This is a genomic window from uncultured Frigoribacterium sp. (assembly GCF_963515265.1).
GTDB lineage: Bacteria > Actinomycetota > Actinomycetes > Actinomycetales > Microbacteriaceae > Frigoribacterium.
This window is the reverse complement of record NZ_CAUPYL010000036.1, coordinates 1-18,286: the sequence shown is the minus strand read 5'-3', so window position 1 is coordinate 18,286 and position 18,286 is coordinate 1. Positions and strand designations below refer to the sequence as shown.

10 protein-coding genes, 1 tRNA gene and 1 pseudogene are annotated in these 18,286 nt (G+C 73.2%); 4 read left to right on the top strand and 8 right to left on the bottom strand.

Going from position 1 to position 18,286, the window contains the following annotated elements; genetic code table 11:
• The first annotated feature begins 334 nt into the window (after positions 1-334).
• Positions 335-1,534 (top strand): aminotransferase class I/II-fold pyridoxal phosphate-dependent enzyme, encoded by a 1,200-nt coding sequence (locus tag RWM17_RS05555; protein WP_314102044.1) that lies wholly within the window; start codon positions 335-337, stop codon positions 1,532-1,534.
• A 25-nt stretch (positions 1,535-1,559) separates the two neighbouring features.
• Here the strand turns inward: RWM17_RS05555 and RWM17_RS05550 are convergent, their stop codons facing one another.
• The 4 genes from RWM17_RS05550 to RWM17_RS05535 form a co-directional block, all read right to left on the bottom strand.
• Positions 1,560-2,690 carry a glycerate kinase gene (locus RWM17_RS05550; protein ID WP_399540140.1) on the bottom strand — a complete coding sequence of 377 codons (1,131 nt, stop codon included), beginning with the start codon at positions 2,688-2,690 and terminating at the stop codon, positions 1,560-1,562.
• A gap of 127 nt (positions 2,691-2,817) precedes the next feature.
• Positions 2,818-2,894 (bottom strand) — tRNA-Met (locus RWM17_RS05545).
• 156 nt (positions 2,895-3,050) lie between these two features.
• Entirely contained in the window at positions 3,051-5,957 is a 2,907-nt protein-coding gene (locus RWM17_RS05540) for a UPF0182 family protein (protein WP_399540138.1), read from the bottom strand.
• A gap of 167 nt (positions 5,958-6,124) precedes the next feature.
• Positions 6,125-7,234, bottom strand: a complete 1,110-nt coding sequence (locus tag RWM17_RS05535) for a S16 family serine protease (RefSeq protein ID WP_314102041.1) — start codon at positions 7,232-7,234, stop codon at positions 6,125-6,127.
• A 99-nt stretch (positions 7,235-7,333) separates the two neighbouring features.
• On the opposite strand from RWM17_RS05535, the gene RWM17_RS05530 reads away from it, so the two are divergent.
• Together RWM17_RS05530 and RWM17_RS05525 are read left to right on the top strand one after the other, a co-directional pair.
• A complete protein-coding gene (locus RWM17_RS05530; RefSeq protein WP_314102040.1) occupies positions 7,334-8,710 on the top strand; it encodes a zinc-dependent metalloprotease in 1,377 nt (458 codons plus the stop codon).
• A pseudogene (locus tag RWM17_RS05525) lies at positions 8,658-9,605 on the top strand (hypothetical protein); the annotation flags it as partial. The gene RWM17_RS05530 and the pseudogene RWM17_RS05525, both read left to right, overlap by 53 nt.
• Here the strand turns inward: RWM17_RS05525 and RWM17_RS05520 are convergent.
• Both RWM17_RS05520 and nudC read right to left on the bottom strand, forming a co-directional pair.
• Entirely contained in the window at positions 9,604-11,316 is a 1,713-nt protein-coding gene (locus RWM17_RS05520) for an ATP-dependent helicase (RefSeq protein ID WP_314102039.1), read from the bottom strand. The pseudogene RWM17_RS05525 and the gene RWM17_RS05520 overlap by 2 nt on opposite strands.
• Complete coding sequence (gene nudC / locus RWM17_RS05515) at positions 11,313-12,245, bottom strand: NAD(+) diphosphatase (RefSeq protein ID WP_314102038.1); 933 nt, start codon at positions 12,243-12,245, stop codon at positions 11,313-11,315. The genes RWM17_RS05520 and nudC overlap by 4 nt, the downstream gene beginning before the upstream one ends.
• 74 nt (positions 12,246-12,319) lie before the next feature.
• Between nudC and RWM17_RS05510 the strand changes: the two genes are divergently transcribed.
• Positions 12,320-13,315, top strand: a complete 996-nt coding sequence (locus RWM17_RS05510; RefSeq protein ID WP_314102037.1) for a phosphotransferase — start codon at positions 12,320-12,322, stop codon at positions 13,313-13,315.
• A 101-nt stretch (positions 13,316-13,416) separates the two neighbouring features.
• On the opposite strand, the gene RWM17_RS05505 is transcribed toward RWM17_RS05510, so the two are convergent.
• Both RWM17_RS05505 and RWM17_RS05500 read right to left on the bottom strand, forming a co-directional pair.
• Entirely contained in the window at positions 13,417-16,704 is a 3,288-nt protein-coding gene (locus RWM17_RS05505; protein WP_314102036.1) for an ATP-dependent DNA helicase, read from the bottom strand.
• On the bottom strand, positions 16,701-18,286 hold a 1,586-nt coding region (locus tag RWM17_RS05500; protein WP_314102035.1), incomplete at its 5' end, for a PD-(D/E)XK nuclease family protein. The genes RWM17_RS05500 and RWM17_RS05505, both read right to left, overlap by 4 nt.

Below are 18,286 nucleotides of genomic sequence, written 5' to 3'. Positions count from 1 at the left end.
GCTCCTGCCCGCGCGGAGCGGCGGCGGCCGTCTCGGGACGGCCTGCGGCGTCCGCTCGGTCGGCCCGCGCCTCCTCGGCGGGGCCCCCGGTCGTCGGCGCCTCGTTCGTCGCGTCGGCGTCGTGGTCGTGGTGGGGACCGACGTGGTCGTCCGCGCCTCGGGGGGTCTCGTTCATGAGGGTGTGCTCCTTCCAAGCCCTGTCAGCCTGGTCGGGCAAGCTGTGCAGCGCATAAGACCCGCCTGGGAGCGGGCTGCGGTCAGCTTATGCGTCCGCCGGTGAGGGCCGGCCTGCCCCTGCGGAGGCGACCGGTCGTGCAGGTACCGTGACAGCACCATGACTGCACCTGCCCCCTGGGAACGCGCCGCGCGCGGCGCGATGCTGCTCGACGGTGCCGGCCGCGCCGCGCCCACCGTGTTCGCCGAGATGTCCGCGCTGGCAGCCCGTACCGGTGCGATCAACCTCGGCCAGGGGTTCCCTGACGAGGACGGGCCCCGGGTCGTGCTCGACGCCGCCCACGCCGCCCTCGACGCCGGCCTGAACCAGTACCCGCCGGGTCGCGGCAGGCCCGAGCTGCTCGAGGCCGTCGCCCAGCACCAGCGGCGTTTCTACGGCATCGAGCTCGACCCGGGACGCGAGGTGCTCGTGACGGCCGGTGCCACCGAGGCCCTGGCCGCGACGGTCCTCGCCCTCGTCGACGACGGTGACGAGGTCGTCACCCTCGAGCCGTTCTACGACGCCTACGGAGCCGTGATCGGCCTCGCGGGGGGCGTGCACCGCACCGTCCCGATGCGCGGCGCCGAGTTCGCGGTGGACCACGCCGAGCTGCGCGCGGCGTTCTCCGACCGCACGGCCCTCGTGATCGTGAACGACCCGCACAACCCGACCGGCACGGTGCTCGACGCGTCGACGAGGCAGCTCGTGGTGGACCTGGCGCGCCGCCACGACGCCGTCCTCGTCACGGACGAGGTGTACGAGCACCTGCTCTTCGACGGTGCCGCACACGTGCCGCTCTCGACCCTGCCCGGCGCCGCGGAGCGCACCCTGGGCATCTCCAGCGGGGGCAAGACCTTCAGCACGACGGGCTGGAAGATCGGCTGGCTCACCGGCCCCGAGCACCTCGTGTCGAAGGTGATGACGGTGAAGCAGTACCTCACGTTCGTGAACGGCTCGGTCTTCCAGCCCGCGATCGCCGTCGGGCTGGGCCTGCCGGACGAGTGGTTCGCGGGGCTCGCCGCCGGCCTGCAGCGAAGGAGGGACGTGCTGGCCGACGGGCTCGTCGCCGCCGGGTTCTCCGTCGCGCCGTCCCGCGGCGGCTACTTCGTCGTCGCCGACGCCGCCCCGCTCGGCTTCTCGGACGCCGCCGACCTCTGTCGGCGACTGCCCGAGCTGGCCGGCGTCGTCGGCGTCCCGGTGAGCGCCTTCTGCCACGAGGAGGCGGCGGTCGAGCACGCGTCGCGCATCCGGTTCGCGTTCTGCAAGCGCACGGAGGTGCTCGAGCAGGCGGCTCGTCAGCTGGCGGCCCTGCGCGTCTGAGGGACGAGCGGGTCGCCTCCTCGACTCACGCGGTCTCGCGGGCCGCGTCGCCCTCGCCGCCCACGTCGCTGCGTGCGGTGGCGCGCGCGGCCAACAGGGCACCGGCCTCGGTGAGCCACCGCTGCGGCTCGGCCCGCGAGGCGGCCGCGCCCCCGGCCAGGACGGACGTGTCGACGACGTCCACGAACCCGGCCGGGTCCGCTGCCACCTGGCCGGCCACGAGGGCGACCGGCACGTCGAGGGCACGAGCCGAGGAGGCGACCCACGAGACGAGCTTGCCGCCCGCCGTCTGGTCGTCGAACCGCCCCTCCCCGGTGACGACGAGGTCGGCCTCGGCGACCAGGCGGTCGAGCCCCACGGCCTCAGCGACGGCCTCGGCGCCGGAGACGACGGCGGCGCCCCAGACGAGGAGCCCGAAGCCCGTCCCGCCCGCGGCCCCGGCGCCCGGCGTCGACGGGTCGGCGTCGACCAGCACGGCGAAGCCCTCGAGGGCGCGCTCGAGGGCGAGGACGTCGTCGGGACCGGCGCCCTTCTGCGGACCGAAGACGGCGGCAGCGCCGCGCGGCCCCAGCAACGGCGCCGTCACGTCGGACCAGATCTCGACCCCGCCCGCGGGCACGGGCCGGAGACCGGACAGGTCGACCCGCACGGTCGAGGCCAGCCCGTGCGACCCGTCGACGACGGGCTCGCCCAGGGAGTCGAGGAGGCGCGCGCCGAGCTCCGTGAGGAGCCCGGCTCCCCCGTCGGTCGACGCGCTGCCGCCCAGCCCGACGACGAGGCGCTGTGCACCTGCGTCGAGCGCGTCGGCGAGCACCCGGCCGAGGCCGCGCGTGTGGGCGTCGTACGGCGCAGGTGCCGACATCAGCCCGAGGCCGCTCGACGACGCGAGCTCCGCCACGGCCGTCCCGTCGGGGAGCATCAGCCAGGACGCCGTGACGGCCCGTCCGTCGGGGCCGGGCACGACGACCTCGTGACGTGTGCAGCCGGGGAGCGCGGACTCGAGGGCGTCGAGGGTGCCCTCCCCGCCGTCGGCCAGGGGCAGCTCGGTCACGTGGTCGCCCGGCCGCACGGAGCGCCATCCCCCGGCGACGGAGGCGGCCACGGCGGAGGCACCCGCGGTCCCCTTGAAGGAGTCGGGCGCGACGACGACGGCTATGCCTGGCACAGGGACATGCTGGCACACAGGGCGCCGAGCACGAGAGAGCCGGACGCGGGGAACGACAGGAGCCGGGAACGACAGAAGCCCCGATCGAGTGACCAGGGCTTCTGTCGTGGTGCGGCGTTGGTTGCGGGGGCAGGATTTGAACCTACGACCTCTGGGTTATGAGCCCAGCGAGCTACCGAACTGCTCCACCCCGCGGCACGAGAAGAAACTTATCACGGCATCTGACGCTCCACAAATCGAGGCCGCGAGAGGTGGTGTGTGGCGACCTTGTTCGCTCTCCGCGCGCCTGCATCGCCGGCGACGGCCCCCCCCGACTTGTCGAGGGGGGGCCGTCGCCGTCAGGTCAGGACGTCACTGGCCGCTGGCGGCCACCGCGTCCTCGAGGGCGGTCTGGAGGCGCTGGTCGGCCTCCGCCGCCGCCACCAGGTCGTTCGACGCGTACGCCGCCGCACGGTCGTCCAGCGCGGACTGAGCGTCGGCCAGGGCCGCGTTCAGCGCCGAGTTGCCGGTGTCGGTGCCCGCGTCCGGAGCCGGCGTCGCCGTGCCCGGATCGGTCGTGCCCGAGTCGGTGCCCGTGTCGCCGCCGGTGTCGGTCGACGTGCCGTCGTCCGTCTCGGGCACGGCGTCGTCTCCGGCCACCGCCCCGGAGTTGCCGCCGAACAGCGAGTCGAGCGCGCCGTTCAGGGTGTCCTCGAAGGCGATCTTCTCGCCGAACGAGACCAGCACCTTCTGCAGCACCGGGTACGACGTCTCGGAGTTCGACTTCACGTAGATCGGCTGCACGTAGAGCAGGCCGCCGCCGACGGGGAGCGTGAGCAGGTTGCCCCGCACGACGCTCGTGTCGCCTCGGGTGAGGAGCGCCAGCTGGTTCGCGACCGCCGTGTCGGTGTTGAAGTTGTTCTGCACCTGTCCGGGGCCGGGCACCGTGTCGGTCTTCGGCAGGGTCAGCAGCGAGAGCTTCCCGTAGTTCTCCGAGATCTCGCCCGGCGTCGAACCGGCGTCCGCGTTGGCCGCCAGGTACCCGGTGAGCACGTTCCTCGCGTTCTCGCCCGACTGCTGCGGGATGTACGTCGAGTAGATGGAGAAGGCCGGATCCTGGTCGGGCAGCTGGAGCGTCAGGTAGTACGGCGGCTGCAGCGGCGGGCTGGCCGCGTTGCTCGTCGGCTCGTTGGGCGTGACCCACGCGTCATCGCTCGAGTAGAACGAGTCGGCGTCGGTGACGTGGTACGTGCCGAGGATGGCGCGCTGCACCTTGAACATGTCCTGCGGGTAGCGGACGTGCTGCATGAGCTCGACGCTCATGTCGCTGAGCGGACTGACCGTCGACGGGAAGATCTTCTCCCAGGTCTTGAGGATCGGGTCCTCGGTGTCCCAGGCGAAGAGGTCGACCGACCCGTCGTAGGCGTCGACCGTCGCCTTGACCGAGTTGCGGATGTAGTTGATCTCGTTCGACGCGTAGACGGGACGCTCGGTGTAGGTGTCGGCGATCGCGTCGGACAGGGCCTGCGGCTTCGAGTACGGGTACTCGCGCGTCGTCGTGTAGGCGTCGACGATCCACTTGACCTTGCCGTCGACCACAGCCGGGTAGGGCGCGCTGTCGATGGTCAGGTACGGAGCCACCTTCTGCACCCGCTGCGCCGGGTCACGGTCGTAGAGGATCTGCGAGCCGTCGTTGACGGCGTCGGACAGGAAGACCTGCTCGGACTGGAACTTGATGGCGTAGATGAGCTTCTTGAAGGCGCTGTCGAGCTTGGGCCCGCCGTCGCCGCTGAAGGTCGTCGTCTGGTTCGTGCCGTTGTCGTTGCTGCCCGAGGGGTAGTCGAGCTCGATGTCGTCGCCTCCGTCGCCGCCGACGATCGAGTAGGCGGGCGACTCCTGGCCGAAGTAGATCCGCGGCTCGTACTCGTCCGCGGCGCCGAGCGCACCGTTGACGGGGATGCCCGACTCGAGGAACACGGGCTGGCCGTCGGCCGAGCGCTGGTTGCCGTAGGCCGCGACGACGCCGTAGCCGTGGGTGTAGACGAACGTCGTGTTGTAGGGCGTGGCCGAGCTGCCGAGCTGGTCGGTGTTGAGCTCGCGCACGGCGATCACCGTGTCCTGCGTCGCTCCGTCGATCGTGTACCGGTCGACGGAGAGCTGCTCGGGGAAGCTGTAGTACTGGCGGTACTGCTGCAGCTGGGCGAAGGCGTCGGTCACGAGGGCCGGGTCGATGATGCGGATGTTCGCGGTCGTGACCGCGTCGCCCGCCAGGGCGCCCGCCTCGGCGTCGGAGACGGCGTCGTACGGCTGCTCCTCGACGTCGGAGACGCCGTACGCGTCCCGGGTGGCCTGGATGTTCCGGTCGATGTAGGTCGACTCGACGGTGCGCTCGCTGGGCTCGACCTGGAATCGCTGGACGATCCACGGGTAGATGCCGCCGACGATGATGCTGATGATGATCAACGCGGCGGTGCCGATGACCGACAGGCGCCAGCGGCCGATGACGGCGGTCACGATGAACAGCACGGCGACGACCGCCGCGGCGAGCGCGAGGATCTGCTTGCCGGGGATGCCTGCCGCGACGTCCGTGTAGGTGGCACCCGTGATGAGCTTGTTGGTGCCGTCGGAGAGCGTGGCGTACTGGTCGAGCCACAGGCTGACGCCCTGGAGCAGCAAGTAGACGGCGGCCGTCACGGCCAGCTGGATCCGCGCGACCCGCGAGATGCGGACGTCGCGGCCCGAGAAGCGGAGCGCGCCGTACAGGTAGCTCGTGGCGAGGGCGGCGATGCCGCTGATCAGCACGACCGCCGAGGCGAAGCCGACGACGCCCTGGTAGAAGGGCAGCTCGAACACGTAGAAGCCCACGTCGAGGCCGAACTGCGGGTCGGTCTGGCCGAAGGGCGTCCGGTTGAGCCACTGCAGGGTCGTCTGCCAGTTGGTGGACGTGGCGATGCCGGCGAAGAGGCCGAGGACCACGGGGACGCCGATGACGACGACGCGGCGCAGCGGCTCGATGACCTGCTGGTAGCGGTCGAGCTGGGAGTTGAGCTTGGCGTAGACCGGCCGGAACCGGAACGCGACCTCGATGCTCACCCACACCGGCACGGCCATGGCCACGAAGCCGACGAAGAACATCGCTGCCCCGGCCAGCCACTGGGTCGTCAGCACGTTGGCGAAGCCCAGCTGGTCGTACCAGAGGTAGTCCGTCAGCAGCGACGAGAAGATGAAGAACGCGATGACCAGGGCGGCGAGGACCGCCACCGTCACCAGGACGGGCAATCGGGGCGAGCGTCGTACGGGTCGCGACGATGCGGGTGACGTCAAGTGGTTGCTCCTGGATCAGGGGACGTGGACGGCCATCCTACGGGGGCCGCTCCTGAACAGGCTGCGAGCCCGCCCATCGTCCTCGACGCGTCCATGAAGGACCTGGACGCGCCTCCTCGCGCCTACTGCGCCGAGCAGGTGGGCAGCGCCCCGGTGTCGCCTCCGTCGGCCACGGTCTCGAGCGCCGTGACGGCGTCGTCGAGGGTGGCGACCGAGTAGACGTCGAGCCCGTCGGGCACGTGGCCCACGACCTCGTCGCAGTTCGAGCTCGGCGCGAGGAACACGGTCGCGCCGGCGTCGCGCGCGCCGTAGAGCTTCTGGCGGATGCCGCCGATCGGGCCGACCGTGCCGGACGCGGTGATCGTGCCCGTGCCCGCGACCCGCTCGCCGCCGTTGAGCTCGCCGGGCGTCGTCTTGTCGATGATGCCGAGGGCGAACATCATGCCGGCGCTGGGGCCGCCCACCTTGTCGAGGCGCAGGGTGACGTCGAAGGGGAACGTGTAGTCGACGCTGACGCCGACCCCCAGCAAGGAGGTGCCCTGCACCTCCTGGGGGGTGATCTGCTCGGTCTCGCGCTGGCCCGACCGCTCGACCACCACCTCCGCGGGGGACGTCGCCCCGTTGTCGGCCACGATCGAGCGCAGGGCGTCGACGTCGCCGTTCGTCGTCAGGTCCTCGCCGTTGACGCTCACGAGCACGTCGCCCTCCTCGAGCACGCCCTCCGACGGACCACCGGGCGAGACCTGGCTCACCGAGACCGTGCTGGGGACCCGGTACCCCTCGTGCACCAGGGCGGCGGCGACGGCGGACTTCTGGGAGTTCTGCATGTCGACGGCGTTCTGCTCGTCGACCTGTTCGTTCGAGACGCCGGAGGGATAGATCGCCTCGACCGGCACGACGGCCCGGCTCGGGGAGAACCAGGAGCCGACGACCTCGATCCAGCTCGGGCGGACGGACTCGTTGCCCTGGACGCTCACGGTGAGGAGGTCGAGGGAACCCGCCGTGGGGTAGGTCTCCGCACCGTCGACGGTGATCAGGGGGGCGTCCTCGCCCTCGTACTCGGCGGTGCCCAGGGTGTCGAAGACGGGGCCGGGCTGCTCGATCAGGTACGGCGACGGGATGAAGGTGAGCGCGAGGCCGGAGACCAGGGCGACGCCGAGCAGGGACCAGCCGAGGCGTGCGGAGCGGCGACCGGCCGTGGCGGCTCGGGTCGGGGGCGTGAACAAGGCCACGGGTGTTCCTCTCGCTGTTCGCCACGGGCGCAGCGAAGGACCCTGGGGCATCGGCCGGGATCCAGGCTGTTCCTGGGGCCACGAGCTAGCGTAGCCACCATGACCGATGATCCGCAGCGCGAGCCTGAGGACGAGTTCCGCGACATGCTCCGCCAGTTCCTGTCCGGCGACTCCGAGATCGATCCGTCGCAGCTCGCGGGTGCCGCGGGGCTGCCGAACGACCCGGCCTTCGTGGCCCAGCTGATGAGCCAGCTGCAGTCCGCCGTGGCCCGCAGCGGCGACGGCATCGACTGGTCGGTCGCGACCGACCAGGCCGCCTCCGTGGGCACGCAGTCCGCCGTCGCGACCAGCCCGGCCGACGGGCGGGCCCTCGAGCAGGCGTTCCACGTCGCGGCCCTCTGGCTCGACGACGTCACCTTCGTCTCCGAGCTCACGGTGGCGCCTCGCCTGCTCACGCGCGCCGAGTGGGCACGGCTCTCCATGCCGGTGTGGACCCAGCTCGCCGAGCCGGTCGCCGAGTCCATCGCCGATTCCCTCACGAACGTCCTCCGCGAGCAGGCCCCCGAAGAGATGCAGCAGCTCCTCGCCGGTGCCAGCCAGGTGATGCGCAGCGTCGGCGGCACGCTGTTCGCGATGCAGCTCGGCCAGGTCGTGGGCCAGCTCTCGACCGAGGTCGTCTCGGGCGGCGACGTCGGCATCCCCCTCCTCGACGACCAGCAGGCCGCGCTCGTGCCGCAGAACGTCGCCGCCTTCGGCGAGGGCCTCGACATCGAGACCGACCAGGTGCAGCTCTACCTCGCGGTGCGGGAACTGGCCCACGCCCGGCTGTTCCGGCACGCTCGGTGGCTCCGCCTCCACCTCATCTCGTCCATCCGCGAGTTCGCCCAGGGGATCCGCATCGACACCGCCCGGCTCGAGGAGCTGGCGGTCGACTTCGACCCCTCCGACCCGGGCGAGCTGCGCGACGCGCTGGCGAGCGGCGCGCTGATCCCCCCGAAGACCGACGAGCAGCTCGCCGCGCTCGGCAGGCTCGAGACGACCCTCGCCCTGATCGAGGGCTGGGTCGACGTGGTCACCGCCCAGGCCACCGCGCGCCTCCCCCGCTCCGCCGCGATCGCCGAGACCGTTCGTCGCCGCCGAGCCGCGGGCGGGCCGGCCGAGTCCGCGTTCTCCACGCTCGTCGGACTCGAGCTGCGGCCGCGTCGGCTGCGCGAGGCCGCGGCCATGTGGTCGGCCGTCTCGGAGGCGGTGGGCGCCGAGCAGCGCGACGCTCTCTGGTCGCACCCCGACATCGTGCCCACCAGCGCGGACGTCGACGACCCGCAGGCGCTGATCGCCCGGCTCACGTCGAGCGAACCGGCCTTCGACGACGTCGACCAGGCGATCGAGGACCTCCTGAACGACACCAGCGACGACCGTCCCCGTGAGGCGGAGGACGGCTCGGCCGACGAGCCCGGCTCCTCCCCCGCCCCCTGAGGACCACGGGAGCGCCCGAGCTCCTGTGGACAACCCGGCGGGGCCGCAGGACGTGGTCCAGTCTCGTCAGGTGCCCCGCCCCTCGCCGCTCCGTCTCCCTGCCCGTGCTCCCGTCGTCTGGCGTGATCCGTCGTCGCTCCAGATCGGGGTCGAGCACGTCCACGCGGTCGTCGACCGGGTGACGGCGGGGCAGGCGGAGTTCCTGGCGGCCGTCTCGGCCGGCCTCGGGGCCGGGGGCATCTCGGCGGTGGTGGTCCAGGTCGGCTGCGACGGGTCCGAGGCCGCCGACCTCGTGAGGCAGCTCGGGCCCGTCGTCCTCCCCGGCCCCACGGCACGGCGCACTCCGGCACCCCGCCCGGTCGTCCGGCTCGCGGGGCGCGGTGCCCTGGCCGACGAGGTGGGGCGCGTGCTCGAGTCCTGCGGCCTCGGCGTGCTCCTCGAGGACGGCGAGTCGGCCGCCTCGACCGCCTCGACGCCGGGTCGGGTCGACGGGGCGAGGCAGCACGTCGGCGTCGTCGTCGGCGGCCTCGCCCTCGACCCCGTCGTCGTGTCCGAGTGGCTGCGCCGGGACGTGCCGCACGTCCTCGTGCGCGTCGGCGACCGCTCGGTCCGCGTCGGTCCGGTCGTCGTCCCCGGGGTGACGGCCTGTGCGCGGTGCCTGCACCTCCACGACGGCGACCGCGACGGTGCGTGGCCGGCCATCGCGGGGCAGCTGGCCACGCTCCCCGTCGCCGCGCCTCCCCTGCTCGTCCTCCGGGACGCCGCGGTCCGGACCGTCCGTCGGGTCCTCGCGGCGACGACGTCCCCCGCCGGAGACGCTGTCGACGGTGACGGCCGCGTCAACGGCTCCGAACCGGCGGAGGTCGTCCGCATCGACCTCGACACCTACGAGGTCAGCTCGTCGGTCGTGCGGCCCCATCCCGGCTGCGGGTGCGGAGCTCCTCCAGGAACCGGCTCGGTCGACGCTCGCCGCCCCGGCCCTGGCCGCTCGGCGCCCACGAGAGACGCAGTCGCTCCCGCGCCCGGGTGATGCCGACGTAGAGCAGGCGTCGCTCCTCGTCGATCGCCTCGAGGCCCTGGGCGTAGCTGATCGGCACGAGCCCCTCGCTGAGGCCGACCAGGTAGACGCTGCGCCACTCGAGGCCCTTGGCCGAGTGCAGGGTGGCGAGGGTCACCGCCGCCATCGTCGGCTCGTGCTGTCCGGCCTGCCTCGCCAGCAGCTCCTCCACGAACTGCACGAGGGTCGTGCCCTCCGGCGAGGCCTCGGCGAGGCCCATGAGGGCGTTCAGCGACTCCCAGCGGTCGCGGAGGGCGCCTCGCTGCTCCGGCGCCTCCTGCGTCCAGCCGAGGGAGCGCAGCACGTCGCTGACCGTCTTGAAGAGGGGCTCGCCGATGATGCTGACCGAGGCTCCCTTGAGCATCATCACCGCCTCCTTGACCTCTCGGAGGTCGAAGAACCGGGTGGCGCCGTGGATGCGCGTCGAGACTCCCACGTCGGCCAGGGCGCGCTCCAGCGCCGCGGCCTGCACGTTGACCCGGTAGAGCACGGCGATCTCCTCCGGCGCGACGCCGCTCGCGATCTCGTCGGCGATCGTCTGCGCGACCCCGCGGGCCTCCGCCATGTCGGTCGGGTACTGCACGACGGGCGGCACGGGCCCCGTCGACTCGACCGCCGGGTGCAGGTGCAGCGCGCCGGGCCGGCCCCGCATCAGCTGGTTGGCCGTGTCGACGATCTGGCGCGACGACCGGTAGTTCTGCTCGAGCCGGACGACCGTCGCGTCGTCGTAGCGGGAGCCGAAGCCGAGGAGGTAGTCGGCCGAGGCCCCGGCGAACGAGTAGATGGTCTGGCTCGCGTCGCCCACCACGCAGAGGTCGTTGCGGTCGCCGAGCCAGAGCTCGAGCAGCTCCTGCTGCAGCGGTGAGACGTCCTGGTACTCGTCGACGACGAAGAAGCGGTACTGCTCACGGACCTGCTGCGCCACGCGGGGCTCGAGCTGCATCATCCCGACGGTCGCCAGGAGGACGTCCTCGAAGTCGAGCTGCCGGCGCTCGTCCTTGATGTCCTCGTAGGCGCGGTGCAGGTCGACGGCCTTGTCGACGGTGAGCGACGGGGGCAGGTTGCGCGAGTGCGCCTTGACGGCGTACTGCTCGACCGTGAGGCGGGACACCTTGCGCCACTCGATCTCGCCGGCGGTGTCGCGCAGCGAGGCCGTGTCGAGCTTCAGCCCGACCCGCTCGGCGGCATGGGCCAGCAGCTTGCCCTTGCTGTCGATCAGCCGCGGCATCTGCCCGCCCATCGTCTGGGGCCAGAAGTACGACAGCTGCGACAGGGCCGAGGCGTGGAAGGTACGCGCCGAGACCCCGCCCGCACCGAGCTGGCGGAGGCGCCCCCGGAGCTCGGCCGCGGCACGCGACGTGAACGTGAGGGCCATCACACGACCGGGCGCGTACACGCCGGTGGCGACCCCGTAGGCGATCCGGTGGGTGATCGCCCTGGTCTTGCCCGTGCCGGCCCCCGCCAGCAGGCAGACGGGGCCGAGCAGGCGCCTGGCCGCCTCGCGCTGTTGCTCGTCGAGGCCCGCGATCAGCGACGCGGCGTCGCTCACTGGTCGAGCTCGGCGCCGAACCAGTCCTCGATGATGGCGCGTGCGATGGAGGTGCGGCCGGGCAGGAGGACCTCGCCGAGCGAGGCGGCCAGCTCGTCGCGGCTGAACCAGCGCAGGTCGAGAATCTCGGCGCCGTCGGGCTCGAGGGTGCCCGGATCGTCGACGTCGACGCGCGCCGTGAAGCCGAGCATGAGGCTGGCCGGGAACGGCCAGGGCTGCGACCCCACGTAGCGCGGGTCGACGACCTTGACGCCGCTCTCCTCGAAGATCTCGCGCTGGACCGCGTGCTCGAGGGACTCCCCTGGCTCGACGAAGCCCGCCAGCAGCGACCAGCGGTTGGACTCCCACAGCGCGTTCGAGCCGAGCAGGAGGCGGTCCTCGGCGTCGGTGACGCCCACGATGATCGCCGGGTCGGTCCGGGGGAAGACCTCGTGGCCGTCGTCGGCGTCGCGGCCGACCCACCCGGCCTTGTCGCGGACGAGGGGACGGCCGGTGCGAGGCGAGAACCGGTGCGAGTCGTGCCAGTTGGCGAGCGCCACGGCCTCGACGGCCAGGCCGGCGTCCCGGTCGCTCAGCCGGGTGCCGAACATGCGGACGCTGCCCCAGTCGTCGTCGGTCGCCGACAGCCGGGCCGAGGCCTCGTCGTCGAGCAGGGCCGCGACCAGGGGCGTGCCCACGGGCTCGGCCGCGTCGGGGTCGAGCGACCGTCCGAGGTAGAGGTAACCGGCCGCCTCGGGGACCTCGCTCGGGGGCAGGAGGGCGAGACGGTCGCCGCCCGCCATCAGCAGGCGGGTGCCCCACACGGGGAGCACGCGCGTGCCCGAGTCCGCGAGGAGCTCGGGGATCGCGTCGGGCCTCTCTCGCGTGAGGTAGTCGCGGTCGACCTGGTGTCGGGCGAGGGGCAGCCGGGACGTGAGCGGCGAGGACATCGGACGACCAATCATCGCGAGTTGACAGCGTGGCGAACGGCGGAGCACCGGACACTGCGGCCTACCCTGAGGGCATGGCCAGATCTCACCTCACTCTAGCCGCGTTGGCCACGGCCGCCGTCGCCGACCTCGACGTGCGCACCACCTCTCCGCACGGCTCCTCGACCGGCGACGTCGACTCCGCGCTGCTCACGACGGGGGCCGGCGACGAGCTCATCGTGCGCGTCCCCCGGTCGCAGCGCGCGGAGGCACAGCAGTCCGCCGACCTGGTCGCCCTCCGGGCCCTCAGCGCGGGCGTCCGCGGGCGTCTGCCCTTCGCCGTCCCGTCCTACCGGGGCCAGGCCCCCGTCGGCCGGACCCGAGGGATCGTCTACGACTTCATCGCGGGGACGCATCTCCGCACGGCCCAGGTGACCGGCGGCTCCGGCCTGCCCACGGCCCTCGGCCGAGGCGTGGCCGCGATCCACGCCCTGCCGACCAGCTTCGTCACCGACGCGGGGCTCACGAGCCACACGCCGTTCGAGGCGATGCGGTCGACGGCCTCGCTCGTCGACCGCGCCGCCTCCACCCGGCTGCTGCCCGCCGCGCTCCTCGAGCGGTGGGAGGCGGCGATCCAGGACCACGTGCTGTGGCAGTTCCAGCCCACCGTCGTCAACGGATCCCTCGACGCGGCGTCCTTCCTCGTCCTGGACGGCGCCGTCACCGGCGTCCTGGGCTGGCACGACCTGCAGGTCGGCGACCCTGCCCGCGACCTCGCCTGGCTGCTCGGCGCCGGCTCCAAGGCCGTCGACTCCGCCTTCTCGGCCTACAACGACGCCCGGGGCACGAGCGACCACCAGCTCCGTCGTCGCGCCACCCTCTACCGTGAGCTCGACACGGCGAAGTGGCTGCTGCACGGCACCGCCACGAAGAACACCGCCGTCGTCGACGACGCGGTCGGCATGATGGCCGCCCTGGTCGACCGGCTGCAGTCTCCCGACGGGGTGTCGATCTCGTCGGACTCGACGGCCGCGCTCGACCTCGACGGCGTCGAGGAGCTGCTCTCGACCACCGAGCGCCGGCACGGCTGATGCCCCGGTCGGGCTGACGGCCGGACCGGCTGAGACACGGTCGGGCCGGCTGAGACACGGTGGGGACGGCCCTCGGCCGGGCCGTGTCCGACCCGACTCGTCTAGCCGATGGGCAGCTCGGCCTGGCCCCCTGCCTCCACCGCGTCCCAGAGGGCCGAGAGCTCGTCCCTGTCCGCGATGTGCCGGGGCTCGACCACGACGTCGTCCGCCACGAAGTAGAAGGCCGCGTCGATGTCGTCCGCCGGCACGCCGCGGAACGCCGAGTACGCCTCGCGGTAGAGGGCGAGCTGCAGCTGCCGCAGCTCGAGGTCTGCGTCGTCCGTCGGGGCTCGACCGGTCTTCCAGTCGACCACCTGGAGGCGCCCCTCCCGCTCGAAGACGGCGTCGATCTTGCAGATGACCGTCCGCCGTCCGAGCGGCAGATGGACCTCCAGCTCCACCTCGACCGGCTCGAGCCGGGCCCAGGGAGACCCCTCGAAGGTGGCCTGGAGCTCGACCAGACGGCGCGCGTCGTCGGGATCGACGAGTCCGTTCCCGCCGCGCTCCTCGTCGTCGTCGAGGTCGAGCTCGAGACCCCACGCGTCGAGCAGCTCGGCGCGGCCGGTCGGCCGGTACCGCTGCTCGACCCACTCGTGGAACAGGGTGCCGAGGCGCGTCGCCCGGTAGGGGCGCTCCGGCAGCGGACGGCGGAGGGACGAGGCGACGCCGGAGGGGTCGCTCACGTAGTCCTTGAAGCGGGACGCCGGGATGCGCTGCGGCAGGTCGATGCTGCCGGCCCGCCGACGGACGGCCTCTCGCTCGAGCAGGAGCAGGTCGATGTCGTCGGCCCACGGCCCCACGTCCTCCTGCCGCCGGGCCGCCGCGTCGACCACCTCGCCGGTGCCGGACTCCGCCGACTCGCGAGCCCGGAGGGTGCGCCCGACCCGCACCGCGGCGCGCTCGACCCGTGCGCGCCTCGGGCCCAGCGGGTCGACGGGCCAGACCAGCTCGCGCGACGACTGGGCGAGAGGATCGGACTCGTCGTCGGGCTCGGCCGGCACCGCGTCGACCGGGACGAGGCCCGCCTCCACCAGCTCGGCCAGGTACCTGCTCGGCTGCCGGGGCTTCACCGTCGACGACCAGAACGACCCGCTGAGCAGCAGGGCCTCCTTCGCTCGGGTGAACGCGACGTACGCGAGGCGCCTCTCCTCGGAGAGGTGCCGACGCCGGAGGTCGTCCTTGAAGGCCGCGAGCCGCTGGTCGAACTCCTTCTGGTCGTCGACGGAGCGCCACGCGAGGTCCGGCAGCTCGGCGGCGTCGCCACGGAACTCGTAGGGCAGCTCGCCGAAACCGAGCCAGCCGACGCCCTCGCGCGACGTGCCGGGCAGCTCCCCCTCGACGAGGCGCGGCACCGCGACGAGGTCCCACTCGAGGCCCTTGGAGCCGTGCACCGTGAGCAGCTGGACGGTGCCGGGCTCACCGTCGTCCGATCTCGGCCCCATGTCGTCGCGCCGCTCGGCCGCGGCCAGCCAGGAGAGGAAGCCGCCGAGGGCGGCGTTCTCGTCCGCCGCGACGTAGCCCGTCAGCTCGTCCTCGAAGGCCTGCAGCCACGCGCCGCCGTGGCCCTGCCCGGTGGCGGCCGCGACCTCGACGTCGAGCAGCATCTCCTGCTGCACCAGCGTCACGAGGTCGACCAGGTCGAGGCCCGTGCGCCCCCGCAGGAACGCCAGCTGCGAGCCCAGCCGTCGCATCCGGGCGAGGCCCTCGTCGCTCAGCCCGCGCAGTTGTCCGTGCCCGTCGGGCGCCGTGGCGACGAAGTCGAGCGCGTCGACCAGGGAGCCGTGCTCGCCCACGGCGACGGAGGCACGGAAGCCCGCGGCGACCTCGTCGCCCAGCACCTGCTGCGCGTGGTCGTGGGCGAACAGCCAGGAGGCGACGGACCGGAGCGCCGCGACGTCGTGCAGGCCGATCCGCCAGCGCGCACCCGTCATGAGCCGGATGAGCTCGGACCCGGCCGAGGGGTCGTGGAGCACCCGGAGGCAGGACACCAGGTCGACGACCTCGGGGCGCTGCAGGAGCCCGCCGACGCCGAGCACCCGGTAGGGCACCCCGTGCTCGGCGAGGGCCTCGACGAAGGCGGGCATCGTCTTCTTGGACCGGAACAGCAGCGCCGCCGTGCGCGGCGACGGGACGCCGTCGACGACGGGCGGGGCGGCGAGCTCGCGGGCGAACCAGGCCGCGACCTGGTCCGCCTCGGCCGGCAGGGTCTGCTCGAAGAGGGTCTCGACCCGGCCCTCGGGGGCCGTCGGCCGGGCTCGCAGCTCGCCGACCGGCACCTCGGACGCCGCCGCCAGCTCGGCCACCACGACGTTGGCGGCGTCGAGCACGCCCCGGGAGTTGCGCCAGCTCGTCGAGAGGCTGTAGACGGCATCGGGCTCGGCCCCGAAGTCGACGGGGAACCGGCCGAGGTTCGCCGCGGAGGCGCCCCGGAAGCCGTAGATGGACTGGTGCGGGTCGCCGACCGCCATCACGCCCGTGGTGGCGAACAGACGCGACAGCAGGCGCGTCTGCACGACGCTCGTGTCCTGGTACTCGTCGAGGAGCACGACGCGGAAGCGCGCGCGCATCGCGTCCACGACCTCGGGAGCCGTGTCGCAGACGTCGAGGGCGAGCGCGACCTGGTCGGAGTACTCGACGAGGCCCCGACGCGCCTTCTCGTCGGCGAACTGCTCGGCGAGCGCCACGAGCGGAGGCAGCGCCGACACCGCGGCGACCGCGTCGGTGACCGACTTGTAGGCCGACCCCTTGGCAGAGGGCAGGCCCGCGAGGTCGAGGAACCGGTCGCTGAGACGGAGCACGTCGTCGCCGTCGGCCACGTTCTCGCTGAGGGCGTGGCTCAGCCGGAGCACCGCCTCCGTCAGGGAGTCGACGCTGCGTCCGAGCCCGGCGAGGCGGTCGTCGCGGCTCGCGACGACCAGCGACCGCGCCAGCTGCCAGGCCGAGGCCTCGCCGAGCACCTGCGACTCGGGCTCGCGGCCCACGCGGAGGGCGTCGTCGCGGAACACCCCGTTGGCGAAGGCGTTGTACGTCGACACGGTGGGGACGTCGAACGGGTCGGGGTCGTCGCCCAGCAGCCCCGCCTCGCCGAGCTGGCGGATGCGCTTCTCGATGCGTTCGCCCAGTTCGCCGGCGGCCTTGCGCGTGAAGGTCAGGCCGAGCACCTGCGAGACCTCGACGTGCCCGTTGGCGAGCAGCCAGACGACCCGGTTGGCCATGGTCTCGGTCTTGCCGCTGCCGGCGCCCGCGACCACGAGGGCGGGCACGAGCGGGGCCTCGATGACGGCCTGCTGCTCGGGCGTCGGCTCGGGGAGGCCGAGCCGCACGGCCACGTCGACCGCCGACAGCCTCATGCGCTGACCTCGCCGACGACGTGGATGCGGCAGGAGCCGCCGGTCCTGCCCTCGCAGTGCTCGTCGAGACGGGCCAGGAAGACCTGCCCCGCCATGCCCTCGGCCGCGGCCTCGACGCGGCCGCGGAACTCCTGGAGCATCTCGGCGTCGAAGGCGGCCTGGGCGGGTTCCCGGTAGAGCTTGCCCCGCACGCCGGACGACACGACGACGAGCTTCGCTCCGCCCGGCGGCGTCCCCTCCGGCACGCTGTCGATCGCGCCGTCGGCGAGGGCGAGCTGGTAGCTGCCGAGCTGCGGGTGGGCCGCGATGGCCGCCGACGACGTCGGCGCGGCCCGCCCGGTCTTGAGGTCGACGATGACCGCGGCGCCGTCGCGGGTGCGCTCGACCCGGTCGATCGAGCCACGGAGGCGCGCCGGACCGGTGTCGAGGGTGAACGTCGACTCCGCCCCGATCAGCTCTCCGCCCGACTGCGCGAAGTCGCGCAGGTAGGAGGCGAGGCTCTCGGTCATCTGTCGGGCTCGGCGCTTCTCGGCCTCGGCGATCCAGGGCGACTCGAAGTCGAGCTCGTCCCAGCGCTCCTCGACCGCGTCCCACAGGGCCTCGACGTCGGTGTCGAGCGCGTGCTCCATGACGGAGTGGAGGACCGTGCCGATGCCCATCGAGGCGTTCGGCGCCGATCCGCCGAACCGGTCGACGAACCAGTGCAGCGGGCACTCCTCGAACGAGCCGAGCTGGGAGGGCGACACCGCGACGTGGGCCTCGGGCTCGGAGAGGTCGACCAGGGGCGCCGACGTGCTCGGCTCGGCGAGGCCGTACCACTCGCCCGGGTGCGCCCCGGCGACGCCGGCCGCGGCGAGACGGGCGAGGCCCGCCGTCGCCGACTCCGCGCGGCCCTGGTGGGTCGACTCGACCACGACGTGCCGGAGGTGCCCCACGAGGCCGCGGAGCGAGAGCGGGTGCCCCCCGGGCGGCGACGGCGCGTCGGTCGGCAGCAGCCGGAAGAAGACCGACGGCCCTTCGTCGTCGTCGGAGGTGCAGGAGAGGACGACCTGGCGACGCGCTCGCGAGACCGCGAGCGCGAACATGCGCAGCTCGTCGCTGAGCACGGCGGCACGGGCGTCGACCGGGGTCGGCCCCTGGTCTGGTACCTCGCCCGCCTGCGCCGCGTCGACGAGGTCGTCGGGGCCGAGCAGGGCGCCGCGCACCCGGAGGTTCGGCCACACGCCGTCCTGCAGGCGGGCTGCGACGACGACGTCGACCTCGAGGCCCACGGCAGCGGACGGGGTGCAGACGAGCACCGACTCGGCGGACGCCTGCGGCGAGAGGGTGTCCTCGGGCACCTCGGCGCCGAGCAGGGCGTCGAGGAACCCGACGGCCGGGGCCTCGGGGGTGCGCTCGACGAACCGCTTCGCCGCCGTGAACAGCGCGACCACCCCGTCGAGGTGCCGGTCGGCCTCGGCCGCCACGATCCCCCGGCCCGCGGCGCGGTCGCTCCACTCGCGCGCGAGGCCGCTGCGGTCCCAGAGCCCCCAGAGGACCTCCTCGATGCTCGCGCCGGCCGCGGCCTCGCGACGGGCGCCGT